23 protein-coding genes are annotated in these 26,429 nt (G+C 55.7%); 10 read left to right on the top strand and 13 right to left on the bottom strand.

The window, feature by feature from the left end:
• Positions 1–6 precede the first annotated feature (6 nt).
• Positions 7–1,110, bottom strand: coding sequence for a glutamate 5-kinase (gene proB, locus K5Y32_RS00260; protein ID WP_101762515.1), 1,104 nt, complete (start codon positions 1,108–1,110; stop codon positions 7–9).
• Between the two features lie 245 nt (positions 1,111–1,355).
• Between proB and ompC the strand changes: the two genes are divergently transcribed.
• Positions 1,356–2,447: a porin OmpC gene (gene ompC / locus K5Y32_RS00255; RefSeq protein WP_222181499.1), complete on the top strand. Its 1,092-nt coding sequence runs from the start codon at positions 1,356–1,358 to the stop codon at positions 2,445–2,447.
• Between the two features lie 81 nt (positions 2,448–2,528).
• Here the strand turns inward: ompC and crl are convergent, their stop codons facing one another.
• The 3 genes from crl to gpt form a co-directional block, all read right to left on the bottom strand.
• Complete coding sequence (gene crl, locus K5Y32_RS00250; RefSeq protein WP_008108946.1) at positions 2,529–2,930, bottom strand: sigma factor-binding protein Crl; 402 nt, start codon at positions 2,928–2,930, stop codon at positions 2,529–2,531.
• Between the two features lie 102 nt (positions 2,931–3,032).
• Entirely contained in the window at positions 3,033–4,280 is a 1,248-nt protein-coding gene (gene frsA, locus K5Y32_RS00245) for an esterase FrsA (protein ID WP_222181498.1), read from the bottom strand.
• A 121-nt stretch (positions 4,281–4,401) separates the two neighbouring features.
• Positions 4,402–4,860 (bottom strand): xanthine phosphoribosyltransferase, encoded by a 459-nt coding sequence (gpt, locus tag K5Y32_RS00240; RefSeq protein WP_007887137.1) that lies wholly within the window; start codon positions 4,858–4,860, stop codon positions 4,402–4,404.
• Between the two features lie 255 nt (positions 4,861–5,115).
• Here gpt and pepD point away from each other — a divergent pair, with 255 nt between their 5' ends.
• The 4 genes from pepD (at position 5,116) to K5Y32_RS00220 (ending at position 10,528) form a co-directional block, all read left to right on the top strand.
• Positions 5,116–6,576, top strand: coding sequence for a beta-Ala-His dipeptidase (gene pepD / locus K5Y32_RS00235; protein WP_192415435.1), 1,461 nt, complete (start codon positions 5,116–5,118; stop codon positions 6,574–6,576).
• A gap of 359 nt (positions 6,577–6,935) precedes the next feature.
• The gene (locus K5Y32_RS00230) at positions 6,936–8,441 is read left to right on the top strand and encodes a sugar ABC transporter ATP-binding protein (RefSeq protein ID WP_222181497.1); all 1,506 of its coding nucleotides are present in this window, start codon (positions 6,936–6,938) and stop codon (positions 8,439–8,441) included.
• Positions 8,438–9,436, top strand: coding sequence for an ABC transporter permease (locus tag K5Y32_RS00225; RefSeq protein ID WP_222181496.1), 999 nt, complete (start codon positions 8,438–8,440; stop codon positions 9,434–9,436). The genes K5Y32_RS00230 and K5Y32_RS00225 overlap by 4 nt, the downstream gene beginning before the upstream one ends.
• A gap of 27 nt (positions 9,437–9,463) precedes the next feature.
• The gene (locus tag K5Y32_RS00220) at positions 9,464–10,528 is read left to right on the top strand and encodes a sugar ABC transporter substrate-binding protein (RefSeq protein ID WP_222181495.1); all 1,065 of its coding nucleotides are present in this window, start codon (positions 9,464–9,466) and stop codon (positions 10,526–10,528) included.
• A 162-nt stretch (positions 10,529–10,690) separates the two neighbouring features.
• On the opposite strand, the gene dinB is transcribed toward K5Y32_RS00220, so the two are convergent.
• Together dinB and K5Y32_RS00210 are read right to left on the bottom strand one after the other, a co-directional pair.
• Positions 10,691–11,743 carry a DNA polymerase IV gene (gene dinB / locus K5Y32_RS00215; RefSeq protein WP_370634181.1) on the bottom strand — a complete coding sequence of 351 codons (1,053 nt, stop codon included), beginning with the start codon at positions 11,741–11,743 and terminating at the stop codon, positions 10,691–10,693.
• Between the two features lie 91 nt (positions 11,744–11,834).
• Positions 11,835–12,632, bottom strand: coding sequence for an FkbM family methyltransferase (locus tag K5Y32_RS00210; protein WP_222181494.1), 798 nt, complete (start codon positions 12,630–12,632; stop codon positions 11,835–11,837).
• A 312-nt stretch (positions 12,633–12,944) separates the two neighbouring features.
• Between K5Y32_RS00210 and dpaA the strand changes: the two genes are divergently transcribed.
• Entirely contained in the window at positions 12,945–13,688 is a 744-nt protein-coding gene (gene dpaA, locus K5Y32_RS00205; RefSeq protein ID WP_222181493.1) for a peptidoglycan meso-diaminopimelic acid protein amidase, read from the top strand.
• Here the strand turns inward: dpaA and K5Y32_RS00200 are convergent.
• Together K5Y32_RS00200 and lpcA are read right to left on the bottom strand one after the other, a co-directional pair.
• Positions 13,659–14,426, bottom strand: a complete 768-nt coding sequence (locus tag K5Y32_RS00200) for a class II glutamine amidotransferase (RefSeq protein WP_008108933.1) — start codon at positions 14,424–14,426, stop codon at positions 13,659–13,661. The two genes, dpaA and K5Y32_RS00200, sit on opposite strands and share 30 nt — an antisense overlap.
• A gap of 48 nt (positions 14,427–14,474) precedes the next feature.
• Positions 14,475–15,056: a D-sedoheptulose 7-phosphate isomerase gene (gene lpcA / locus K5Y32_RS00195; RefSeq protein ID WP_064740353.1), complete on the bottom strand. Its 582-nt coding sequence runs from the start codon at positions 15,054–15,056 to the stop codon at positions 14,475–14,477.
• Positions 15,057–15,299: 243 nt separating this feature from the next.
• Between lpcA and fadE the strand changes: the two genes are divergently transcribed.
• Complete coding sequence (gene fadE / locus K5Y32_RS00190; RefSeq protein WP_222181492.1) at positions 15,300–17,744, top strand: acyl-CoA dehydrogenase FadE; 2,445 nt, start codon at positions 15,300–15,302, stop codon at positions 17,742–17,744.
• 49 nt (positions 17,745–17,793) lie between these two features.
• On the opposite strand, the gene mtnK is transcribed toward fadE, so the two are convergent.
• On the bottom strand, positions 17,794–18,993 hold the full coding sequence (gene mtnK / locus K5Y32_RS00185) for an S-methyl-5-thioribose kinase (RefSeq protein ID WP_222181491.1): 1,200 nt from the start codon (positions 18,991–18,993) through the stop codon (positions 17,794–17,796).
• Positions 18,994–19,098: 105 nt separating this feature from the next.
• Here mtnK and mtnA point away from each other — a divergent pair, with 105 nt between their 5' ends.
• Positions 19,099–20,118: an S-methyl-5-thioribose-1-phosphate isomerase gene (mtnA, locus tag K5Y32_RS00180; protein WP_222181490.1), complete on the top strand. Its 1,020-nt coding sequence runs from the start codon at positions 19,099–19,101 to the stop codon at positions 20,116–20,118.
• 54 nt (positions 20,119–20,172) lie between these two features.
• Here mtnA and K5Y32_RS00175 read toward each other — a convergent pair whose 3' ends face one another.
• From K5Y32_RS00175 to K5Y32_RS00165, 3 genes are read right to left on the bottom strand one after another with little or no spacing between them, the layout of a single operon-like run.
• Positions 20,173–20,715, bottom strand: a complete 543-nt coding sequence (locus tag K5Y32_RS00175; protein WP_222181489.1) for an acireductone dioxygenase — start codon at positions 20,713–20,715, stop codon at positions 20,173–20,175.
• Between the two features lies 1 nt (position 20,716).
• Positions 20,717–21,400 carry an acireductone synthase gene (gene mtnC, locus K5Y32_RS00170; protein WP_222181488.1) on the bottom strand — a complete coding sequence of 228 codons (684 nt, stop codon included), beginning with the start codon at positions 21,398–21,400 and terminating at the stop codon, positions 20,717–20,719.
• Positions 21,397–22,011 (bottom strand): methylthioribulose 1-phosphate dehydratase, encoded by a 615-nt coding sequence (locus K5Y32_RS00165; protein WP_222181487.1) that lies wholly within the window; start codon positions 22,009–22,011, stop codon positions 21,397–21,399. Before K5Y32_RS00165 ends, mtnC begins: the two co-directional genes overlap by 4 nt.
• Positions 22,012–22,142: 131 nt before the next feature.
• Here K5Y32_RS00165 and K5Y32_RS00160 point away from each other — a divergent pair, with 131 nt between their 5' ends.
• Complete coding sequence (locus tag K5Y32_RS00160) at positions 22,143–23,303, top strand: pyridoxal phosphate-dependent aminotransferase (RefSeq protein ID WP_222181486.1); 1,161 nt, start codon at positions 22,143–22,145, stop codon at positions 23,301–23,303.
• A complete protein-coding gene (locus tag K5Y32_RS00155; RefSeq protein WP_222181485.1) occupies positions 23,291–24,061 on the top strand; it encodes an amidohydrolase in 771 nt (256 codons plus the stop codon). Before K5Y32_RS00160 ends, K5Y32_RS00155 begins: the two co-directional genes overlap by 13 nt.
• Positions 24,062–24,106: 45 nt before the next feature.
• Here the strand turns inward: K5Y32_RS00155 and katG are convergent, their stop codons facing one another.
• Positions 24,107–26,305 carry a catalase/peroxidase HPI gene (katG, locus tag K5Y32_RS00150; protein ID WP_222181484.1) on the bottom strand — a complete coding sequence of 733 codons (2,199 nt, stop codon included), beginning with the start codon at positions 26,303–26,305 and terminating at the stop codon, positions 24,107–24,109.
• Positions 26,306–26,429: the final 124 nt, after the last annotated feature.

The raw sequence follows: 26,429 nt of genomic DNA, 5'->3' as shown, positions 1-26,429 counted from the left end.
TGCTCCTTAACTGACGATCATATCGTCGCGGTGCACCGCTACCGGGCCATATTCGTAACCGAGGATCTCGCCGATTTCCTGGCTGTGATGACCGGCAATCATGCGCATGGCATCGCTGTTATAGCGCGTGACGCCGTGGGCGATATCGCGCCCTTGCAGGTTGCGAATGCGGATCACTTCACCGCGCGAGAAGTTGCCCTGCACGTCACGAATGCCTTTTGGCAGCAGCGAACTGCCGCGCTCCAGCATCGCGGCCAGCGCACCATCATCGATGGTGATTTCGCCCGCCGGCGGTGCGCCGAAGATCCAGCGCTTACGGTTTTCCAGTGGCGATTGCTGCGCGTGGAAACGCGTACCGACCGGTTTGCCATACAGCACATCGCTGATCACATCCGGACGACTGCCGGCGGCGATGATCACATCGATCCCCGCGCGACAAGCGACGTCCGCCGCCTGCAGCTTGGTCGCCATGCCGCCGGTTCCCAGGCCCGACACGCTGCCGCCCGCGAGGGTGCGTAACGCATCATCGATCTGGTGCACGTCGCTGATCAGCTCCGCTTCCGGATTGGTACGCGGATCGGCGGTGAACAACCCTTGCTGATCGGTCAGCAGCAGCAGTTTATCCGCGCCGCCCAGCATCGCCGCCAGCGCCGACAGATTGTCGTTGTCGCCCACTTTAATTTCAGCAGTGGCCACCGCATCGTTCTCGTTAATCACCGGCACGATGTGGTTGTCGAGCAGCGCGCGCAGCATGTCTCGCGCATAAAGGAAACGTTCACGGTCTTCCATATCAGCGCGCGTCAACAGCATCTGCCCGATGTGAATGCCGTAAATTGAGAACAGTTGTTCCCACAGCTGGATCAAACGGCTCTGCCCCACCGCAGCCAACAGCTGCTTTGAGGCGATGGTAGGCGGCAGTTCGGGGTAACCAAGGTGTTCGCGTCCGGCGGCAATGGCGCCAGAGGTAACGATAACAATGCGATGGCCCGCGGCGTGCAACTGCGCACACTGACGAACCAACTCCACCATGTGCGCCCGATTCAACCGGCGTGAACCGCCGGTGAGGACGCTAGTACCCAACTTGACCACAAGGGTCTGACTGCCACTCATGTTTTTCCTGCCATGTAAGAAAAAAATCTGCGAAGGGACGTTTTATCAGGAGTGAGCAAGGAAGCCAACAACAGCAAGGGGAAAAGCACAAAAATCCCCTGACAATGCGGTAGACCAAAAGTTCGCGATTAACAAGAAAGCCGAAAAACTGTCATAAAACGTTCATCACCAACCGGTAAAAAGTCGGTGTTTTACAAAACCTTTCACGGGTACAACAAATTTTACTCATTGGGATTGATAGCAAAATGAAGAAGAGCACACTGGCATTAGTTGTATCAGCGCTGGCACTGGCTTCCACCGCAAACGCCGCAGAAGTGTATAACAAAGACGGTAATAGACTGGACTTCTACGGCCGTGTTAAAGCTGAACACTACTTCAGCGATAACGCGTCAAGCGACGGTGACAAATCTTACGTGCGTATCGGTTTCAAAGGCCAGACGCAGATTAATGACCTGATGACCGGTTACGGTCAGTGGGAATATCAGTACAACGCGAATAATTCTGAAGGTTCTGATGCCAACGCAGGCAACAAAACCCGTCTGGGCTTTGCTGGTCTGAAATTCGGCCAATACGGTTCATTCGACTACGGTCGTAACTACGGCGTGCTGTATGACGTCGAGGCCTGGACTGACGTATTCCCAGAGTTCGGCGGTGACGGTACCGCGCGTACCGATAACTTCATGACTGCGCGTGCAACTGGCGTAGCCACTTACCGTAACAGCAACTTCTTTGGTCTGGTTGATGGCCTGCGCTTCGCGCTGCAATATCAGGGCAAAAACGATTCAACCAGCGCCAACGCTCGTGGCAGCATCACCGATACGTCGCGTCAAAACGGCGACGGTTACGGTGCGTCACTGGGTTACACCATCGCTGACACCGGCATCAGCCTGATGTCGGCGATCACCTCTTCTGACCGTACTAACCAGCAGCAGCTGCAAGCGCTGGGTAGCGGTGATAAAGCGGAATCATGGGGCGCCGGTATCAAGTATGATGCTAACAGCATCTACCTGGCTTCTATCTACACCGAAACCCGCAACATGACGCCAATCGGCACCCGCGGTTTTGCTAACAAAGCGCAGAACTTCGAAGTGGTGGCGCAGTATCAGTTCGACTTCGGCCTGCGTCCGTCCCTCGGCTATATCCAGACCAAAGGCAAAGACATCGAAGGGATCGGTGACGAGGATCTGGTTAAATACATCGACGTGGGCATGACTTACTACTTCAACAAAAACATGTCGACCTTCGTGGATTACAAAATCAACCAGCTGGATGACAACAACAAGCTGAACCTGAACAACGATGACGTTGTGGCGGTTGGCCTGACTTATCAATTCTAATTTATCTTTACCCTCATTGTGTCTATAAAAAAAGAGCCGGCTCATCACCGGCTCTTTCCTTTTTAAACCCTTAAATGCCTGTCAGGCGCTCAATTTCACCGGCTCTTCTTTAAAGCCTTCCGCCGGGCGCAGATCGAGTTTCTGTTCCAGCAGCATCGCTTTCAGACGCTCATGGAAATTACGCAGCGTGCTTTCCACTTTGGCATTGTTCTCTTTGCCTTTAATAGTCGCAGCGCCCCAATCACCCGCTTTATCAAACAGGCCAAAATGATATTCGTATGTGAAGTGATCTTCATAAGCTTCCAGCGTCATCCACCAGCCCCAAAACTCACGCAGTTCTGGTGCAGGCTTGACGTTGACACAGGCTGCGAGGCAATCGAAGAAGAAGCGTGTCTCTTCACATTTGCCTTCACGGATATACGGCCCCAATTCGGTGAAGCGCTTAAGCAGGCGACTACGGGGGTGACCACTCGGTAATGTCATCTCTTTTCCCTTAACCCTTTAAATTGCACTTCCAGCTTTCCATTAACATAAAAATGGAAAATCCCGGATATAAGTAGTAGCAGAGTTCAGAGATTTCGCCAGTTAGCCTTTCAACTGTTTTTCCAGCCAGTCACAAATTTGATTCAACGCTTTGTCGAAACTGGCAAATACCGGCTTGGCGGGAATCGCCAGCGCCTTGCCCTGCGACGAGGAGTTGGCGATCAGCTGCGCGTCCGCTTCCGGACCGAAAATATCATCCGGCCAGTAAGCCGCCAACATCGGTGTTGGCGTGCGACGGCCGAGTAAGCCTTGCACCTTCAGCGAGTAGCGATTGAGTTCAGTGCGCAGATTGCTGTCGGAGGTTGAGGACATACCGAGACGGCTCGCCAGCATATCCATGTACATATCCGGCAGCTGTTGCTGCTGTTGCGCATCCACAAACACGCTGTGCACCATGGCTCCCAGCGTCGCTACCGCGCGTACTCGCGGCACTTCCAGATAGGCCAGACGTGTCGCCACGTTGGCTCCGAAGCGGTAGCCCAGCAGCGCCACGCGGGTGTGATCGATCCACGGCACATTGCTCAGTTCACGCAGCACCTGCTGATGCACCTGGCTGGTGTCCTGATTCAGCATCCATTTGCTGCTAAATCCTACCGATGGCATATCCAGCGTCAGCATGGCGATGCCGCGCGGCGCGAGATAGTCGTGGAACAGGCGATAGTGATCGCTCTGCAGCGAATCAAGGCCGCCGCACAGCAGCACGGTGGGATACGGCGCTTCGGCTTGCGCGGGCATATGCAGGAACCCCGTCACCGGACTGCCGCCGCTCATCGGAAAAGTCAGGGATTTTAGTTCGCCCGGCAGACGCTGCGTGGCCTCTTCGTAGGCGCGATTGGCCAGCACCTGCGCCTGATCGGCCAGCTCGTCGCCTTTGATGTAAGGGTAAGCCGCGAGGCTGAACAGATTGGCGGCGTGCAGCCAATGCTGACCTGCATCATCATGGTTTTCGCTCTCTAACGCGCGCTGCTGCCAGATCGCCGCCTGCTTCGACCACTCGTAATTCCAGTTGCCGCCGCGATAGCCAATCACGGTATCGAGCAAGGCTTCATTGGTGCGTTCGAACTCGCTCACCGCGATACGCGCCAGCACTTCGCTGATCTCCTGCGGCGACAGACCGCGCCACGTCCACAGCAGCTTGTTCAGCATGCGATACCAGCCGCGCTGCGTATCCCCTTCGAGGGCGTTATGCACCTGCACGGCGGCGTGATGCTGGCGGTGCACTAATGAGGAGGTTTCCGGGTGTTTAAAACGCGGTTTGAACAGTTCTTCGCTCAGGTTTTTATCAGACATCTCAGCTATTCTCCTGCCAACAACGTGGCGATGGCTAAGAGTGTACTGCACCCGTCATACGCGCGCGAGGCGCAGAAAGCACAACGCCCGGCATAACCGGGCGTTGTTTGCGATGCATCAATTAGCTTTTGACGATTGGCGGGATGTAGACCACGCCCATGTCCCAAGGCTGCTCGATCCAGGTGTTCTGCGGGATATCGACAATGTAGTCGTCCACCAGCGCACGGCCAGCTGGCTTAGCGAAGATGGTGCAGAAACGCGCTTTAGGATACATGTCGCGGATCGCCTGCGCGGTGCCGCCGGTATCCACCAGGTCATCAATCACGATGAAGCCTTCACCGTCGCCTTCGGCACGCTTCAGCACTTTCATTTCGCGCTGATGATCGTGATCGTAGCTGGAGATGCACACGGTATCGACGTAGCGAATACCGAGTTCACGCGCCAGCAGCGATGCCGGAACCAGACCACCACGGCTCACCGCGATGATACCTTTCCACTGTTCCACAGGAAGCAGGCGCTGGGCCAGTTTACGGGCATGGATTTGCAACATGTCCCAGGTTACGACGTATTTTTCGCTCATATAAAGGAATCCCGGCCAAGAAACTTGGCTTAAAAAATATGCAAGGGGGAAAAGGTTGCGCGAGATTATAAGGATCTGACGCCTTAAAAACCAGCATATGTCTTACTGGTTGCAGGTTTTTAGCGCGGCTGATTACGCACCCGGCGAGAAACAGTGATATTCTCAGGCCCATCACGTCAGATGTTCTGACGACGATTTTTACTGGAAACCCGCGTGCGTGCGGTATGTCCGCCACGCTGACACAGGAGATGCATGGTGTCTGAATTGTCGCAACTTTCACCCCAACCGCTGTGGGATATTTTTGCCAAAATCTGTTCCATTCCGCACCCTTCTTACCACGAAGAAGCACTGGCCGAACACGTTGTCGGCTGGGCAAAAGAGCAAGGTTTGTGGGTTGAGCGCGATCAGGTTGGCAACATCCTGATTCGTAAACCCGCTACCGCCGGTATGGAAAAACGCACGCCGGTGGCGCTGCAGGCGCACCTCGATATGGTGCCGCAGAAGAACAATGACACGGTGCACGACTTCACCAAAGATCCGATTCAGCCGTATGTTGATGGCGAATGGGTGAAAGCGCGCGGCACCACGCTGGGCGCGGATAACGGCATTGGTATGGCGTCTGCGCTGGCGGTGCTGGCTGACAACAGCCTGATCCACGGTCCGCTGGAAGTGCTGCTGACCATGACCGAAGAGTCCGGTATGGACGGCGCCTTTGGTTTACAGCCGAACTGGCTGCAGGCCGACATTCTGATCAACACCGACTCGGAAGAGGAAGGTGAGATCTACATGGGTTGCGCCGGTGGTATCGACTTCATCACCACCCTGCCGCTGACGCGTGAAGCGATTCCTGCGGGCTATGAAACCCTGAAGCTCACGCTGAAAGGCCTGAAAGGCGGTCACTCTGGTGCCGACATTCATCATGGTCTCGGCAACGCCAACAAATTGCTGGCACGCTTTCTGGCGCTGCACGCGCGTGAACTCGATGTTCGTCTGATCGAATTCACCGGCGGTACGCTGCGTAACGCTATCCCGCGTGAAGCTTTTGCTACGTTGGCGATCGACAGTCATAAGGTTGATGCACTGAAATCTGCTGCGGCACATTTCCAGGCGACGCTGCTGAACGAGTTGGGCATTAAAGAGAAGAACATCGCCGTGGTCACCGAAGCGCTGGCGCATCAAGGCCAGGCGCTGAACGCTGACAGCCGCGATCGTTTCCTTAATTTGCTAAACGCTACGCCAAACGGCGTGATTCGTAACTCTGACGTGGCGAAAGGCGTGGTGGAAACCTCGCTGAACGTCGGCGTGGTGACCATGGATCAGGACAATGCCGAAATCATCTGCCTGATTCGTTCACTGATCGATACCGGTAAAGATTGGGTGGTTGAAGTGCTGACCTCGCTGGCCGATCTGGCCGGGGCGAAAAGCGCACCTAAAGGCGGCTATCCGGGCTGGCAGCCTGATGCCGATTCACCGGTGATGGCGCTAACGCGCAAAACCTATGAAGCGCTGTTTGGTAAAACGCCGAACATTCAGGTGATTCACGCCGGTCTGGAGTGTGGTCTGTTCAAGAAGCCGTATCCAAACATGGATATGGTATCGATTGGCCCAACCATCACCGGCCCGCATTCGCCGGATGAGCAGGTTCACATCGAAAGCGTGGGTCTGTACTGGAAACTGCTGACCGCGCTGCTCAGCGTGGTGCCAGAAAAAGCGTAAGATTGCGCTTTCGCGATGAACCCGACTTCGGTCGGGTTTTTTTATGCCTGCGAATTATTGCGCAATAAATTGCGCCGCTACAAAAGTGACGTGTGAAAGGTGTGGAAATAAAACGCTGTAAATACCGTAGCGGCGCAATTTATTGCGCAAATCTACAAACAGCACATCCCGCTGAATAAATACGATTACACCTCTCGGTTAACCCAAATCTTTCCATCAAACCAGATTTAGCCGCCATAACGTCCAGATGTCTGGATGGCTAATAAGATTTCGTGCTAGCTTATGCCCTTTCGTTCGTTGCCGAGAGTGATGGTTCAGGAAAAAATGCCCCCAACTCAACTAATTAAAGGCCCGGTTCAATGAGTGCGATCAACCGCCTGGAGATGCGTAATATCTCCATTGCCTTTGGCGGTTTCGCCGCGCTCGCGCAGGTGGATTTTCTGACTGAAGGCGGCTCGGTGCATGCGTTGACGGGCGCTAACGGCGCCGGAAAATCTACGCTGATGGCGGTGCTGGCTGGCGCACACGATCATTACAGCGGTGAGATTCTGCTGGATGATGCGCCGGTCACTATTCGCTCACCGCGCGATGCCAAAAAGCTCGGCATTCATCTGGTCCAACAGGAAGTGGATGTGGCGCTGGTGCCACAGCTCAGCGTGGCCGAAAACATTCTGCTCGATCGTTTAGCCGAACCGGGTCATGTCTACAGCTGGCGCGAGATTCGCCGCCAGGCGCGTACGTTACTGGCGCAGCTGGAAGTGAACATCGACGTCAACCGTTTGGTGGAGCGCTGCTCGCTGGCAGAGAAGCAGCAAATCCTGCTGGCGCGCGCCCTGTCCCATCACTGCCGCTTTCTGATCCTGGATGAACCCACCGCCCCGCTCGATCAGCATGAGAGCGAGCGCCTGTTTACCGTGGTGCGCCGCTTGCAGTCCAGCGGCATTGGCGTGGTGTTTATCTCGCACCGCATTCACGAACTGAAAGCAATTTGCGACCGCTTAACGGTGCTGCGCGATGGTCGTCTGATTGAAAGCAGCCCGATGGCGGCGCTGAGTGGCGAGCAGATCGTGGAAAAAATGCTGGGACATCGGCTGGATGATGTTTTTCCGCCGCGTCGCGCCCTTGTGACTCAGCCGCTGCTGCTGTCGGTGGAAGGCTTACACGACGATCGGCTACTGCAGGATATTTCGCTGCGTCTGCATAAAGGGGAAATTCTGGGCATTGCCGGTCTGGCGGGAGCCGGTAAAACCGAGCTGTGCAAAGCGCTTTTTGGTGCCAGCAAAAGCCGTGTGACAAAGGGCGAACTGCACGGCAAACCGTGGCGACCGCGTTCACCGCATGATTCAGTAGAAAACCGCATGGCGCTGGTGCCGGAAGAGCGCCGCAAAGAGGGCATTTTCATCGATGAACCGGTGAGCATGAATCTGAGCATCAGCGCCGATAACAGCTTCTCGCGCTGGAGCCTGTTTGGTCATCGCCAGGCGTGGCGTTGGGCGGAAGCGGTGATTCAGCGCCTGAATGTGCGCACCACCGGACCGGGGCAAATCCTGCGTCGTTTGTCGGGCGGCAACCAGCAGAAAGTGGCGATTGGCAAGTGGCTACGCAACAACGCCGATGTGCTGATTTTTGATGAGCCGACGAAAGGCGTCGATATCAAAGCCAAAACCGATCTGTTCACGCTGATCGATGGCTTAGCGCGTGAGGGCAAAGGCATCATTTATGCCTCGGGCGAGTTTTCTGAATTGGTCGGTCTGTGCGACCGCATTTGTGTGCTCTGGGATGGGCGCATTGTGGCAGAGATGGAGGGCAACACCGCCACAGAAGAGGCACTTTTGCTTTATTCTACCGGAGGAACACCTGCGTGAGCAGCAAAGAAATATCCCTAAACTCGCAGCCTTCTCTGCGCCATCAGCTGTTTGATTTCCTCTATAAGTGGGGCATGTTGCTGACCGTGGTGATTTTGATTGCCGCATTTGGTCTCGCTTCGGACAGCTTCCTCGAACCGACCAACATCATTAACATCCTGCGCTCGATTGCCATCGTCACGGTGATTGCGATTGGCGTGTCGATTTCGCTGACCATTGGCGGCTTTGACCTGTCGGTGGGATCCACCGCTTCGCTGGCCAATGCGCTGGTGATTTCGCTATTCGTCTGGCACGGCTTTGGCACCACCGAAGCCATCATTATTACGCTGCTGCTGTGTACGCTGGTTGGCTTGTTCAACAGCTTCCTGATTGTGGTGCTACGTATTCCCGACATGCTCGCCACCCTCGCCACGCTGTTTGTGATTCAGGGCGTGGCGATGACCTACAGCTTTGGTGGTTCCATTACCGAGAATATGGTGCTGCCGAGCGGCGACATGGCCGAAGGCACCATTCCTGCCGCCTTTGGTCTGCTCGGCCAGGTGCCGACTATCGTGATTATCATGCTGGTGGTCACCATTGTGGCGCAGCTGGCGCTGTCGCTGACCAAGCATGGCCGTCGTATGTATGCGCTGGGCGGCAATCCTGAAGCGGCGCGTCTCTCCGGCATTCGTACCACGCGCTATCGCGTGCTGGCGTATGTGCTGGCCTCGCTGCTGGCTGGCTTGGGCGGCATTTTGCTGGCATCACGCATCGGCTCTTCGCAGGTGAATGCCGGCGGCGGTTATCTGATGGATGCCGTTGCCGCAGCGTGGATCGGCTTCTCGCTGGCCGGTTCGGGCAAACCGAATGCGCTGGGTACCTTGGTGGGCGCCATCATTCTTGGTGTGTTGCAGAACGGGCTGGTGATGTTGTCGGTGCCCTATTACGCGATGGACATTATTAAAGGTCTGGTACTGGCGCTGGCGCTGGCGATGACTTACATCCAGCGCCGTTAAGGCGCGTTTAATCAGAAAGAGATCATAATGAAAAAAATTACCCTTTCGCTGCTGGCGGTTAGCCTGCTCAACGCCAGCGCCGCCTTCGCCGATGCCGCAGTGCCTGAGGTTATCGCTAACCATGAAGGCCCGGTACGCATCGCCATCATCCGCAACCTGGGTTCGGACGATAACACCACGCAGTTTGTCGCCGGTGCGATTCAGCAAGGCCGCCAGCTGGGCTTTAAGGTCAGCACTTTCCTCAGCAATGGCGACGATGCGCGCTTCCAGGATTTCGTGAACCAGGCGATTAGCCAGAAATATGACGGCATTATCCTGTCGCACGGTAAAGATCCCTACTCGACGGCGCTGGTGCAGCGTATTGCCGCAGCGGGTATCAAGCTGTCGGTGTTTGATACGCCGGTTAATACGCCGGTAGAGGGCGTCACCGTGACGGCGCAGAACGATGCTTCGCTGGCACAGGAATCGCTCGGCAGTTTAATCAAAGACTTCAACGGCAAGGCGAATATCGTCAAGCTGTGGGTGGCCGGTTTCCCGGCGATGGATCGTCGTCAGGTAGTGTATGAGAAGCTGCTGAAAGAGAATCCGGGTATTCATCAGCTGGAGTCGATTGGCGCGGTTTCTTCCGACGTACAGGGCGATACCGCCAACAAGATTGGCGCGATTCTGGCGAAATACCCGAAAGGCAAGATCGATGCGATCTGGGGTTCGTGGGATGCCTTCAGCCAGGGCGCGTATAAAGCCCTGCAGGAGAATGGTCGTACCGAGATCAAACTGTATAGCATCGACGTATCCAATCAGGATTTGCAGTTGATGCACGAGAAAAACAGCCCGTGGGTACAAACCGTGGCGGTGGATCCGAAAACCATTGGTGCGGTGAATATGCGTCTGGTGGCGAACAAGATTGCTGGCGGAACTACACCGGCGACTTACGAGTTTAAAGCGTCATCGATTTCTCAGCAGCAGCTGAACAGCCAGCAAGGCGCGGTCAACGTGGCGTCGCTGAATAAGATCATTCCAGGCTGGGGCGAGAATAACGATTTCATCGCGCCGTGGTTTGCAACGCTGGAAGCGAAGTACGGTAAGAAGTAGTTTTCCCTCACCCTAACCCTCTCCCACAAGTGGGAGAGGGAACCGATCGGCGTTGTCTTCTCGCTTTCATGCTGGCGGGAGAGGGAACCGATCGGCGCGGTTTGCTTTACTCCTTCTCCCGCTTGCGGGAGAAGGCCGGGATGAGGGGCAGCGCGCACAATCTCACAACCCCAACACCAACTGCCGCTCCAGCTGCGGATCCACCATCGTGACATGCAATCCCACCAGCCGCACGCCGCGCCCTGCTCTGCGTTCATCCCACGCCTGACGCGCCACCGCGATCATGTCGTCTTTATTCAGCACCGGCCAGACATGCTCTTGCGTGGTTTGCTGGAAATCATTGAACTTGAGTTTCACACCTTGTCTGGCGATCTGCTTATCCGGCTTGATGGCGGTTAAGCGGCGATCCAACTCCGCATAGAGAAAATCAATAATCTCCAGACACTGCTCCCAGCTATGAATGTCTTCCATCAGCGTACGTTCAACGCCGAGCGATTTGCGCTCGCGCTCAACCACCACATTGCGCTCATCCACGCCATTGCTGCGTTCCCACAAGATGCGGCCAAACTTGCCAAAGCGTTTAAGCAGCAGCGCCAGGTCGGCGCGCTGCACATCGGCGCAGGTGCGCAAGCCCATCTCTTCCAGCTTTTTGGTCGCCACTTTACCCACGCCAGGAATTTTACTGAGCGGCAGCGTTAGTAAAAAATCGGACATCGTGTCAGGCGTAATCACATATTGCCCGTTGGGTTTGTTTAGATCGGAGGCGATCTTGGCGAGGAACTTGATCGGCGCGATCCCGGCGGAAGCGGTTAGCCCGGTTTCACGCAGGATATCGGCGCGAATCGCCTGCGCCATTAATGTCGCCGAGCCATGACAATGCAGGCTGTCGGTCACATCCAGATAGGCTTCATCCAGCGACAGCGGTTCAATCAGCGAGGTGTAACGCGAGAAGATGTCGCGGATCTGGCGGGAGGCTTCTTTATAGGCATCAAAGCGGCCTGGCAGCAGCCGCAGATGCGGGCAGAGTTTCAGCGCCATGCCGGTCGGCATCGCGCTGCGCACACCATACTTACGTGCCGGATAGTTCGCGGTGCTAATCACGCCACGCCGTTCACGGCTGCCGCCAATCGCAATGGGGATATCGCGCAATGACGGGTCATCGCGCATTTCCACCGCTGCGTAAAAGCAGTCCATATCGACATGAATGATTTTCACGTTTGCCACTAATCCAGAATCAATTGAGACACCATTATAATACTGGATATTTGTACAGATGCAAAAGTGTTGGCAATGCTAAAGTGCAGCTTTAGAACAGGCGACGAATCACCATACCCTTGTCATCTTTTTTGATCTCAAGACGTTTATTCTGCGGATGCTGAGCGATGCCGAGTTCGCCAAACATATCGATTTCGTAGCCTAAAGCACGCTTCAGCAAATTGAGCAGGCGGTTACGTTTAGGGATTAATGCAGGCAGATAATCGCCCCACACTTCAAATAAAATGGCGGGATAACCCGAGCTTTCCAGCCAGTGCCGCGCGCCTTTAAGCACTTCTAATTCGAGCCCTTCGACATCGATTTTAACCAAGTGCGCCGCCGGTAATTTCAGGCTATCTAAGGTAGCGATGCGCACAGATTCACTGATGGTGAAGTCGGTGCTGAGCATCTTCTGCTGCGCTCGAATATCAGCATCCAGTGACAGCGCCCCGACATTCACTTCGGTTTGCATATCCAATACCGGAACGTCAATTTCACCGTTTACATCACCAATCGCCATCTGCATAGCATGGCAGTGAAACAGCTGATTGCTGAACAGATTGGCGCATAGTTGATAGAACACCTGGCGTTGCGGCTCGAAGGCATACAAGGTGCCACCTTTGGCGCGAATGTGATCGCCCATCGGCACCGACCAGGCGCCTAAATTGGCGCCCACATCGACCAACACCGGATGCTCGATACCTTCAATAAGCAACTGAGCAATTTGCAGCGTGGTTGGCTCCCACGCTTTGCCGCTGCGTAAGTGTGAATTGATCATGTCGGGACCAGACGACAACATATAGTGCAGGTTATCCACCTGATAAAGGGACGGGCGCGCTGGGGTTTCCATTAATGTTTACCTGTTGAAAATGACCGGCGCAGTATAGGTAAGTGATTTTTCTCAACCCCCAAGACATGTCTTATTCATCGTCAGGATTAAACCGTTTTCAAGCGCAGCGCAAAAAACCGAATTTTTATCTATCTAATTAAAGTTTACAAATTAGTGGTCGTATTCCTTTTAGGAACGCGCCATTTTCTCGGACACTGGCTTGATTAAAAGCCAGACAATGTTAATGTTGCGCTGCGATAGCGGATATTTCCGATAATGCAATACCCGGACGCTTAGCGTCATCGTCTCTCTTCACATCAAGGTATCTACAAAATGGGCAGAATCGCATTAACGCTTGCGATGATTCTTATGCCGGTCCTTAGCTGGGCAATTAACCCCGAGCCTACGCAACCGCTGGCTCCGGTGAGCAAAGAGTTAAAGAAACAACTAATTGGCACCCCCGTTTTTATTCAGATTTTCAAGGAAGAGCGTACGCTGGAACTGTACGGCAAAATCGGGAATGAATATCGTCTGCTGGACAGCTATCGCATCTGTAATTTCTCTGGCGGTTTAGGACCTAAACGTCGTCAGGGCGATTTCAAAAGTCCGGAAGGCTTTTATAACGTTAAGCTGAATCAGTTAAAACCGGATAGCCGTTTTTATCGCGCCATTAATACCGGTTTTCCTAACCAATATGATCGCGCTAAAGGCTATAACGGTAACTATTTAATGATTCACGGTGATTGCGTGTCAGTTGGCTGCTACGCAATGACGGATGCATCAATGGACGAGATCTTCGCCTACACCAACGCCGCGCTGCGTAATGGTCAGCAGGAGATTCAGGTCAATATCTATCCGTTCCGCATGACAGACAGCAACATGCAGCGGCATAAATACTCGACCTACATTAACTTCTGGCGTGAACTGCAACCTGGCTATGCATACTTCGCTAAGTATCGTGTGCCGCCAACCGTGAACGTGACGGCCACCGGCCAATATGCGGTGAACAGCACGCCGGTGATCGCTACACCGGATGCTGCCTCGAAATCATTCCTGGCGCTCACCCAGGCAAAATAATGCCCACTCGCCTGGCACTATCCGGTGCCAGGTTTCGTTCCCCGTCAGCGGTTGCGTAGCAATCACCGTCACCACATCTTGCGGCGTCGTCTGCTGCTGAAAATCAATTTCCACATCCTGATCGAGCAACGTCGCTTTGCCAAACGGCGCCCGGCGCGTAATCCAGTAGAGATTAGTCGAACAGAACGCCATCAGATAGCGCCCATCCGATAACAGCATGTTGAAGACACCCTTCTCACGCATTTCTGCTGCCAGCTCGGCAATGTAGCGGAACACCGCTGGCCAGTTGCCCGGCGTGCGCGGATAACGCTCGGTCAGTTTGTGCAGCATCCAGCAAAATGCTTTCTCGCTGTCGGTTTCACCAATCGGACGAAATGGCCCGGTATCCAGCTGACGATAACCTTTGAGCTGACCATTGTGTGCGTAGGTCCAATTGCGGCCCCACAGCTCACGCGTGAACGGATGGGTATTTTCCAGCGACACTTCACCGCGATTCGCCTGGCGGATATGCGCCACCACCGAATGCGATTTGATCGGGTATTCCTGCACCAAACGGGCTATCGGCGAGTTAAAGCTCGGCTGCGGATCTTTGAAGGTGCGGCACCCTTTTCCTTCGTAGAACGTGATGCCCCAACCATCTTTGTGCGGCCCGGTTCCACCGCCACGCTGCACCAGACCGGTAAAACTGAAACAGATGTCCGTGGGGACATTGGCGCTCATCCCGAGCAATTCGCACATAGCAACCGCCTTAAGTTAGATCCTCTCGCGCGCGGCGAGAAGAACGCATCATGACTTAACCATCTCTTTTTCAATCAACAGCATCAGAATATGGATCACTTTGATGTGGATCTCCTGAATGCGGTCGGCATAGCCAAAGTGCGGCACACGAATTTCGATATCCGCTGAACCTGCCATCTTGCCGCCATCTTTGCCGGTCAGAGTAATTACTTTCATGCCTTTCGCGCGCGCAGCTTCCACGGCTTTGATGATGTTGGCAGAGTTACCGGACGTAGAAAGACCCAGCAGCACATCGCCTTCACGGCCTACCGCTTCGATATAGCGCGAGAACACATAGTCATAACCAAAATCATTACTGACGCACGAGAGATGGCTGACATCAGAAATGGCAATCGCCGGGTAGCCAGGACGGTTTTCACGGTAGCGTCCAGTCAGCTCTTCAGCAAAATGCATCGCATCGCAGTGCGAGCCGCCGTTACCGCAGGAGAGCACCTTGCCGCCCGCTTTAAAGCTATCGGCCAGCAGAACTGCGGCGCGCTGAATGGCGTGAATGTTGGCTTCGTCACTCAGGAACGTGTTGAGCGTATCGGCTGCTTCATTGAGTTCTGAGCGAATAATGTCCTGATACATAGAGATGTCCTTTAGAGGAAAGATTGACCCGGCAAGTTTAACGGAATGGCGCTAAGCCGCAAAGCGCCTGCCATAAGGAAAAGCGCGACGTCTCGAGGAAGTTTGGCAGTTGTTGCGCATCGTGCAACGAATTTGTGAGATGTGTTGTAATTGCGATGTAAACAGATTGATAAATTTTGCCCCATATTCTAAACCTACACCCATAACAGGTCAGACCTCTTACTACTTATGGAGTGGTTCATTATGTTGGTTGCCTCAATCGTTGCGACGCTAATCCTGCTTAGCGTGTTGTTCTACCACCAAATTTCGCTTCAGCTGAGCAGCGTAATTCTGCTGCTGTGGACCGGCGCGCTGGCGGCCGCTGACATATGGACGCTATGGATGCTGCTGCCGCTGGCGATTATTCTGCTGCCATTTAACCTGCCGGTGATGCGTCGCAGCCTGTTCTCGAAACCGGCGCTGCACAGCTTCCAGAAAGTGATGCCGCCGATGTCGCGTACTGAAAAAGAGGCGATCGACGCCGGCACCACATGGTGGGAAGGCGATCTGTTCCGCGGCAAACCGGACTGGCAGAAGCTGCACAACTATCCGCAGCCGCGCCTGACCGAAGAGGAGCAAGCCTTTATCGATGGTCCGGTAGAAGAAGCATGCCGTATGGCGAACGACTTCGAAATCACCCATGAAATGGCCGATCTGCCGCCGGAGTTGTGGGCGTATCTGAAGCAGCATCGCTTCTTCGCCATGATCATCAAGAAAGAGTATGGCGGCCTGGAATTCTCCGCCTATGCGCAGGCGCGTGTGCTGCAGAAACTGGCGGGCGTCTCCGGCATTCTGGCGATCACCGTTGGCGTACCGAACTCACTCGGCCCCGGCGAGCTGCTGCAACATTACGGTACCGATGAGCAGAAAGATCATTACCTGCCACGTCTGGCGCGCGGTGATGAGATCCCGTGCTTTGCATTGACCAGCCCGGAAGCGGGTTCTGATGCCGGTGCGATTCCCGATACCGGCGTGGTGTGCATGGGCGAGTGGCAAGGTCAGCAAGTGTTGGGCATGCGTCTAACCTGGAACAAGCGCTATATCACGCTGGCACCGATTGCCACCGTGTTGGGCCTGGCGTTCAAACTCTCCGATCCGGATCATCTGCTGGGCGATACCGAAGAGCTCGGCATCACTTGCGCACTGATCCCAACGCACACGCCTGGCGTAGAGATTGGCCAGCGCCACTTCCCGCTGAATGTGCCGTTCCAGAACGGTCCGACGCGCGGTAACGACATTTTCGTACCCATCGACTACATCATCGGCGGCCCTTCAATGGCCGGCCAGGGCTGGCGCATGCTGGTGGAGTGTTTGTCCGTTGGTCGCGGCATCACGCTGCCTTCGAACTCTACCGGCAGCCTGAAAAGCATTGCGCTGGCGACCGGCGCGTATGCGCACATCCGTCGCCAGTTCAAAGTTTCCATCGGCAAAATGGAAGGGATCGAAGAGCCGCTGGCGCGCATTGCCGGTAACGCCTACGTGATGGACGCCGCCGCGACGCTAATCACCAGCGGCATTATGCTCGGTGAAAAACCGGCGGTGCTGTCGGCGATTGTGAAGTATCACTGCACCCATCGCGGTCAGCGCGCGATTATCGACGCGATGGATATCGCTGGCGGTAAAGGCATTATGCTGGGCGAAAACAACTTCCTGGCGCGAGCTTATCAGGGCGCACCGATCGCCATCACAGTGGAAGGCGCTAACATCCTGACGCGCAGCATGATTATCTTCGGCCAAGGCGCGATCCGCTGCCATCCGTGGGTGCTGGAAGAGATGAACGCCGCAGCGAAAAACGATTTGGTGACCTTTGACCGCGCGCTGTTCAGCCATATTGGCCACGTGGGCAGTAATAAAGTGCGCAGCCTGTGGCTGGGCTTAACCGGCGGCCGCACCAGCGCCACGCCAACCCGCGACGCCACGCGCCGCTACTATCAGCACCTCAACCGTTTAAGCGCCAACCTCGCGCTGCTGTCAGATGTATCAATGGCGGTGCTGGGCGGCAGCCTGAAACGTCGCGAACGTATTTCGGCACGTCTTGGCGATGTATTGAGTCAGATGTATCTGGCGTCGGCCACCCTGAAACGTTATGACGATGAAGGCCGCAACGAAGCCGATTTGCCGCTGGTGCATTGGGGTGTGCAGGATGCGCTGCATCAGGCTGAAGTGGCGATGGATGATTTGCTGCGTAACTTCCCGAACCGCATGGTAGCCGGTGCGCTGCGACTGGTGATTTTCGCCGGTGGTCATCACTGCCCGGCGCCGTCCGATAAACTGGATCATAAGCTGGCGAAACTGCTGCAGCTGCCTTCTGCGACGCGTACCCGTTTGGGCCGCGGCCAATATCTGGCACCGAGCGCGCACAATCCGGCCGGTCAACTGGAGCAGGCGCTGCAGGATGTGATGGCCGCCGAAGTGATTCACGATCGTCTATGCCAGCAGCAGAAAAAACACCTGTCGTTCACCCGACTTGATGCGCTGGCGCAACGTGGTCTGAAAGAGGGCTGGATTGATGAGAGCGAAGCGCAGGTGCTGATTCGTGCTGAAGCCAGCCGCCTGAAAGCGATTAACGTCGATGATTTCGCGCCGGAAGCGCTGGCGGTGCCAAAGCCGCAGACGAAATCCAACCCGCGAGCCAGTGAAGCCGCATAAAACATAAAAGCCTCCGCATGGAGGCTTTTTTATTTCATTCACACCCGCATCAACCCGCCTGACGAATCCGCGCAATCAGCGCATCCACATCAGCAATATGATCGGCAGCCAGAATCAGCGTGCGTCCCAGCGTGATGCAGCTGCGAATGCACTCGGTGCGCATGGTCTCATCTTCAATCTGTTTGAAATCCGCAACGTGAGACATTCCCACCGTGCGGCGGATCAACTCGGTACCGCAATAACCCAAGGTATCGCGCCACACTTTGCGCAGGAAGGATTCGGCGTAACCGGGATAGGCCAGCGCCACATCGCGGGTTTTCTCTTTCGCCAATTCCAGGAAGCGGCTGGCGAACTGATTACAAACCTCCTGCACGTCGCTCAGACGACGTTCACGCCCTTCAGCCGCCTCACGCGGTGCCAGCAAGCCCGGCAGGCAGCAGTAGTTGATCAGCAAGTTGCCAATCGCGCTGCCGACATCAAAACCTATCGGCCCAAAGTAACCGAACTCCGCATCAATCACTTTCAGGCTGCCATCGGCGACAAAGATGGAACCGCTATGCACATCGCCATGCAGCAATGCTTCCGCATCGGCGAAAAAGCGGTGCTTGAGACCGGCCACGGCGATTTTTAGCGCATCGTCGCTGCGCAGGCTGACCACCAGCGCTTCCAGCGCCGCAGGATATTTGTTGCGCTCATGGTCAATAAACGGATCGTTGAAGAATAAGTCTTCGGTGATTTCGCACATTTCCGGATTAATGAAACGCGCCACTTCGGCTTTTTTCTTATGCGGATGCAAGAAGAAATCGGAGGTATGGAACAGCGTCTGCGCCAGATACTCGCCAACCTGACGACCGGCCTGCGGATAATACGCGCCCTTCACCAGTTCGCTGCGCCAGATACGATGGCTGGAGAGATCTTCCATCACCATCACCGCCAATTCGGCGTCGTAATGGGTGATATTAACGGTGTGCTGCGGGCAATGTTTGTAGTGCTCAATCAACGTCTGCGCTTCGAGACGCGCGCGATCCAGCGTGAGCGGCCAGGATTCACCGACACAACGCACATAGGGCAGCGCCTGTTTTACCACCACGCGGCTGCGGCCTTGATTATCGAAAATTTTAAACACCAGGTTGAGATTGCCATCCCCGATCTCCTCGGCGCTCACCAGCGCTGACGGATCGTCCACGCCGCCAAATTGTTTAGCATATTCCACAGCATCGGCAGCATTGAACGTACGGTATTGCGACATTGCCTGTTCCTCGATTATCGATAGTAATAAGCCGTTCAGACGTCTATACATCCGTTACGCATGTTGGCACAATAGCCAGCATTAACGCAACAGGGATTTCACATCATGCAAACACTTCGTACCACCAGCCTTGAGGTCCGCGATAATCAACTGTGGATCCTTGACCAGCAGGCGTTGCCACAACAACAAAACTGGCTGCCTGCGCACAGCGTCGCGCAGTTGGTCGAACACATTCACGCTTTGCGCGTGCGCGGTGCGCCGCTGATTGGCCTCTCAGCCAGTTTGCTGCTGGCGCTGCTGGCTGAGCAAGGCGCAGCGCGCACGGAATTAGCGACGGCGCTTGAGGTGCTGCGCGCGGCGCGCCCAACGGCGGTGAACCTGATGAATAACCTTGATCGCATGAAAAATGCGTTGGCCGAGAGTGATTTCGTCACAGCGCTGAGCCGCAAAGCGCTGCGTCTGGTGGCCGAAGATAAGCATCTGTGTGACAACATCGCCCGCGCCGGCAGCACGCTGGTAAAACCGGGCAGCCAGCTGCTGACGCACTGCAATACCGGCGGGCTAGCGACTGCGGGCGTCGGCACGGCGCTCGGCGTTATCGCTTATGCCCACCAGCAAGGTTTGGTGAAAAATGTCTGGGTGGATGAGACGCGGCCGCTGCTGCAAGGTGGCCGTTTAACCGCGTGGGAGCTGGGTGAGCTAAACATTCCTTATCAGCTGATTACCGACTCAATGGCCGCCAGTCTAATGGCGCGCGGCGTGGTCGATGCTATTTGGGTCGGCGCGGATCGTATCGCAGCGAATGGTGATGTCGCGAACAAGATTGGCACCTATAGCCTGGCCGTGCTGGCGCACTATCACGGTATTCCGTTCTACGTCGCCGCACCGCACACCACGCTGGATCGTCAATGTCCGCACGGCGACGCCATTCCCATCGAGCAGCGCGCCGCCAGCGAAGTGACCGGCGTTGCAGGCAGTTTTGGGAGCGTGCAGTGGGCGCCAGAGAGTGCGGCGGTCTATAACCCGGCTTTTGATGTCACGCCCGCGGCGTTGATTAGCGGTTGGGTGCTGGATACCGGCGTGGTGACGCCTGCGCAGGTTCAGGAAGGGATTTTTCAGCCGTAGGGTAATGGGTAATGTGCGGTGATAAAAAGGTCGTCATGAATGACGACCCTACAATCATGCTAAACGCGGATACGCATCAGCGATCTTGTCGCCGGTGAAATTCGCTACCCAACCTTCCTGATTATCGAAAATGCGGATCGCGGTAAAGTGCGGCTCAGAACCCATATCAAACCAGTGCGCCGTGCCAGCGGGCACCGAGATCAGATCATTCTTCTCACACAAAATCTGATACACCTCGCCCTCCAGATGCAGACAGAACAGCCCTGAACCTTCAACAAAGAAGCGTACTTCATCTTCGCTATGCGTATGTTCGTTAAGGAACTTGGTGCGCAGCACCTCTTTCTGCGGATTATCCGCACGCATGCTCAGCACATCCCAGCTCTGATAGCCCTTCTCGGCCACCAGACGATCAATTGCATGTTGATAGGCGTTGATCACCGTCTCTGCATTAGGATCCGCCCCCAGATCGCGATCGGCTTCCCAGCGTTCAAAGCGCACGTTTTTCGCGTTGAGACGATCGCGAATCGCCTCGGCATCGGTGCTGTGCCACACCGGTTGCTGGGCTTCAGTATCGGTAAAAATGGTCAATGCACTCATGTTAAATCGACTCCGGTTTAATCTGGGAAAAATCGTTGACCTGGTGATGGCGACTGGCGTTATCCGCCTCGCCACGAATTAACTGCACGGTATGCCAGCCCGCATCCGCTGCCGCATCCAGCTCCTGATAAATATCCGACAGGAACAGCAAGGACGCAGGCGCAAGGCCGATTTTTTCAGCGATATTGCGATACGATTGCGCTTCACGTTTCGCGCCGACGCCGGTATCAAAATAGCCGCTGAACAGCGAGGTTAAATCACCTTCATCGCTGTAGCCAAATAACAGTTTTTGCGCGGCGACCGATCCCGAGGAATAAACATACAGGCCAATCCCCTGCTGCTGCCAGCGCTCAAAAGCCGGCAGCACGTCGGAGTAAAGGTGGCCGGTGAACTGGCCTTCAACGTAGCCGGCGCGCCAAATCATGCCCTGCAAGGCTTTGAGGCCCGGCGACTTGCGATCCTCATCGATATAATTCGTGAGTGTGGTAATCAGCTCCTCCAGCGAGGCCTGAGGCGCAGCGGACTCTGCACGCACCGCGTTGAGTGCGGCGGCGACGTTTTCATCCATGTGATTTTCCCGCACGTACGCCGCTAAATGCTGACGCGCATAAGGGAACAACACCTGATGCACAAACTGGATATCGCTGGTGGTGCCTTCAATATCGGTAACAATGGCGCGGATCATTTGGCCTCCAGCAGGCGACGTTGCAGTTCACATTCAAACAGGAATTCCAAACCTTCGAGATGGCGACGCGCTTCGTTGACGTCCTTGCCCCAGCAGGTCAAACCGTGGCCGCGCAGCAGAAAACCATATTGCAGCGGCGTAGCGGCGGCAAAAGCTTCAATACGCTGCGCCAGCGCCGTAATGTCCTGATCGTTATCGAATAATGGGATGGCGACGGTGTTCAGATGCGTCTGCTGCCCGGCCAGCGTTTTCTGCATCTCATAACCACTGAGCACCAGCGCGTCGCCCTTCTCCACCCGCGACAGCACCGTCGAGTTGACCGTGTGCGTATGCAGCACCGCGCCCGCCTGCGGAAACAGACGATAAATCAAGGTATGCAGGCCGGTTTCCGCTGAGGGCGTGCGGCCCGATGGCACCGCGTTGCTAGCGATCTCAACCTGGATAAAATCATCACGCGTCAGGCTGCCTTTATCTTTGCCGGACGCACTCAGCAGACAATACTCCGCGTCCTGCCGCACCGACATATTACCGCCGGTTGCGGGTGCCCAGCCTTTGCCACCAATCCAGTGGCAGGCGGCCACTAAATGTTCCAGTGGAAGAAAATCCGTCATAGCGATATACAGGCTCCGCAGGTTAGTTTAGACGTCTAAGCGTCTCGATTGCCAAATGTTAACATCCTGTTTATAGTGGCAGCAACACAGGGTTTCTCCGCAACGACATTCGCGCTTAAGGCCACAAAACAATGACGCAGCACAACCTGATCCCCGAGAGCAAATTACCGGCGCTCGGCACTACCATCTTTACGCAAATGAGTGCGTTAGCTCAGCAGCACAACGCCATCAACCTGTCGCAAGGCTTCCCCGATTTTGACGGTCCGCGCTATTTGCAGGAGCGCCTGGCGCATCACGTGAGTCAGGGCGCCAACCAATATGCACCGATGATCGGCGTACTGCCACTGCGTGAGGCGATTGTTGAGAAAACCGCCGCGCTTTACGGCCACACGCCTGACGTCAACAGCGATATCACCGTGACGACGGGCGCGACAGAAGCGTTGTACGCAGCGATCACCGCGCTGGTGCGTCAGGGTGATGAAGTGATCTGCTTTGACCCAAGCTACGACAGCTACGCGCCTGCGGTGCAACTGGCGGGCGGCGTGTTAAAACGCATCGCCCTGCAGCCGCCGGGTTTCCGCGTTGACTGGCGCGAATTCCGCGGCCTGCTGAGCAGCAAAACCCGCTTAGTGATCCTGAACACGCCGCATAATCCGTCCGCCACCGTGTGGCGCAAAAGCGATTATGCCCAGCTTTGGCAGGCGATTGCTGAGCAGGAAATCTATGTGCTGAGCGACGAAGTGTATGAGCACATCTGTTTCACCGAAGAGGGCCACGCCAGCGTGTTAGCGCATGCTGAACTGCGTCAGCGATCCATCGCGGTGTCATCTTTTGGTAAAACCTTCCACATGACCGGCTGGAAAGTGGGTTACTGCATTGCCCCGGCTGCGATCAGCGCTGAAATCCGCAAGGTACATCAATATCTGACCTTCTCGGTGAATACGCCGGCACAACTGGCGATTGCCGACATGCTGCGTCAGGCGCCTGAGCACTATCGCGAACTGCCAGAGTTCTACCGCGCGCGCCGCGATCGCTTTATCCAGGCGCTCTCCGCCAGCCGTTTCAAGCTGCTGCCGTGTGAAGGCACTTACTTCCTGCTGGTCGATTACAGCGCCATTTCCGATCTGGATGACGTGAGCTTCTGCCAGCTGCTGACCAAGGAAGTCGGCGTGGCGGCGATTCCGCTGTCGGTGTTCTGCGCCGAACCTTTTCCACACAAGCTGATTCGCCTGTGCTTTGCCAAACAGGAAGCAACGCTTGACGCCGCTGCGGAGCGCTTATGTCAGCTTTGAAAATTACCGTTCTGCAGGAAACCCTGAGCTGGATGGATGGCGCGGCTAACCTGCGCCATTTCGACGGTGTGCTGAAAGGCATTGCAGGCCGCGACATCATTCTGCTGCCGGAAATGTTCACTACCGGTTTTGCTATGGAAGCTGCCGAAAGTTCGCTGCCGCAGGATGACGTCGTGGCGTGGCTGCACGCACACGCGCAAACCAGCGATGCGTTAGTCGGCGGCAGCGCGGCAATCCAAACAGAAAAAGGCGCGGTGAACCGCTTCTTGCTGGTCGAGCCAGACGGCACGCTGCATCAGTATGACAAACGTCACTTGTTCCGCATGGCCAATGAACATCAGCACTATGTGGCGGGTGAAACACGTGAAGTATTTGAGTGGCGCGGCTGGCGGATTCTGCCGCAAATTTGCTACGACCTGCGCTTCCCGGTTTTTTCGCGTAACCACAACGATTACGATTTGGCGCTGTATGTCGCCAACTGGCCGGCACCGCGTGCGCTGCACTGGCAATCGCTGCTGTTAGCCCGTGCAATTGAAAACCAGGCTTATATCGCCGGTTGTAACCGCGTCGGCAGCGATGGCAATCAGCATCAGTACAGTGGAGACAGCCGGATTATTTCGCCGCTGGGCGAAATTCTGGCGAGCGGAGAGCCTTTTGCGCGCGCACGTCTTGATGCGGAGCTATCGCTGGAGGAGCTGCAAGCCTACCGCGAGCGGTTCCCGGCATGGCGTGATGCCGATGCGTATATGCTGAAATAACAAAAAACCCCGGCAAGCCGGGGTTTTTACTTTCTTTGCTGTAGATTACAGCTCGAAGCGATCCAGATTCATCACTTTGGTCCATGCGGCAACGAAGTCGGTCACGAACTTCTGCTTCGCATCGCTGCTGGCGTAAACCTCGGCCAGCGCGCGCAAGATAGCGTTCGATCCAAACACTAAGTCGGCACGTGTCGCAGTGAACTTCACTTCGCCGCTCAGACGATCGCGACCTTCAAACAGCTCTTCGCTCTCATCGGTGGCTTTCCACGCGGTACGCATGTCGAGCAGATTAACAAAGAAATCATTGCTCAGCACACCAACGCGATCGGTGAATACGCCGTGCTGGCCGCCGTCGAAGTTGGTGCCCAATACGCGCAGGCCACCGAGCAACACCGTCAATTCTGGCGCGCTCAGCGTCAGCTGTTGGGCTTTATCCAGCAGCAGCGTTTCGGTTGAAGAACCTTTGGCGCTGCGGCGATAGTTACGGAAACCATCGGCCAGCGGCTGCAGGAAGTTGAACGACTCAACGTCGGTTTGATCCTGACGCGCATCAACACGGCCCGGCGTAAACGGCACTTGCGTTGCCACGCCAGCGGCTGAAGCGGCCAGCTCGATACCCACGCTACCTGCCAGCACAATCACATCGGCCAGCGAGGCTTTGCCTGATTCCTGCTGAATCTTCTGCAGGATTGGCAGCACATCATTGATTACGCTGGCATTCACCGCCCAATCTCTCTGCGGCGCTAACGCCAGACGCGCACCGTTGGCACCGCCACGTTTGTCGCCACCGCGGAAGGTCGATGCCGAAGCCCAGGCCACAGAAACCAGCTGGCTAACGCTCAAGCCTGAAGCGGCAATGCGCGCTTTAATCTCGCTGATATCATCCGGCGTTGGCTGATGAATCGCCTGCGGTAACGGATCCTGCCACAGCAGATCTTCCTTCGGCACTTCCGGACCGATGTAACGCGCTTTTGGCCCCATATCGCGGTGCGTCAGTTTGAACCAGGCGCGGGCAAAGGCTTCGTTGAACGCCTGTGGATCGTTGAGGAAGCGGCGCGAAATCTTGCCGAACTCTTCATCGAAACGCAGCGTCAGATCGGTCACCAGCATGGTCGGTTTACGTTTTTTCTCCGGATCAAACGGATCCGGGATAATCGCTTCGGCATCAACCGCTTCGAACTGGATGGCGCCTGCTGGGCTGCGTGTCTGTACCCATTCGTATTTGAACAGGTTCTCGAAGAAGTAGTTGCTCCACTGCGTGGGAGTTTGCGTCCACACCACTTCCAGACCTGAAGTAATGGCATCTTTACCCACGCCGCTGCCATAGCTGCTGGTCCAGCCAAGGCCCTGCGCTTCAATCGGTGACTCTTCAGGATCAACGCCCACGTGGCTGGCTTCTGCCGCGCCGTGGGTTTTACCCAAAGTATGACCGCCAGCAATCAGCGCCACGATCTCTTCATCGTTCATGCCCATGTTGCCGAAGGTGGCACGAATCGCCGGCGCCGCTGATTTTGGATCGCCGCTGGCTTCCGGGCCTTCCGGGTTGACGTAGATCAGGCCCATTTCGGTAGCGCCCAGCGGTGCATTGGCCAGCGCTTCTGGATGGCGATGCGCCAGCCATTCGGTTTCGTGGCCCCAATCCACATCCATATCCGGTTCCCACACGTCTTCGCGACCGGCACCAAAGCCGAAGGTGCGGAAGCCGGCGTTTTCCAGCGAGACGTTACCCGCCAGGATGTAGAGATCGGCCCAGGAAATTTTTTGACCATATTTCTGTTTTACCGGCCACAACAGGCGACGCGCTTTATCGAGGCTGACGTTATCCGGCCATGAGTTCAGCGGCGCAAAACGTTGCTGACCGCGACCTGAACCGCCACGACCATCAATGGTGCGATAAGTACCCGCGCTGTGCCACGCCATGCGAATGAACAGCCCAATATAGCTGCCCCAGTCGGCTGGCCACCAGGATTGCGAATCGGTGAGAAGTGCGCGGATATCGGCTTTTAACGCGGAGTAATCCAGTTTGCTGAATTCGTCGCGGTAGTTGAAGGTGTCACTAAGCGGGTTGGAACGGTTGGAGTGCTGGTTTAACAGATCGACGCGTAACATATTGGGCCACCAGTCGCGGTTGGATGTACCGCCACCGGCGCCGCGCGCCAGAACACTCTTCTCTTCAGACGCCCCGTGATGAAAGGGGCACTTGCCTGCGGCTGCTGCATTATCGTTATTGTCGTGCGTGCTCATGTTTATCGGCTCCATTGGCTTCATATTGCTTTCTAATATGCGACTAAGATTAGCCGCACTTTCGCCAGGAATATATTTGGATGAACCGAAGGTTTTGATAGTTACTGGCTTTCAAGCGCAGCGC

Source organism: Pantoea sp. DY-15 (assembly GCF_019795935.1).
Classification (GTDB): domain Bacteria; phylum Pseudomonadota; class Gammaproteobacteria; order Enterobacterales; family Enterobacteriaceae; genus Pantoea; species Pantoea leporis.
This window is presented reverse-complemented; position numbering and strand designations above follow the sequence as displayed.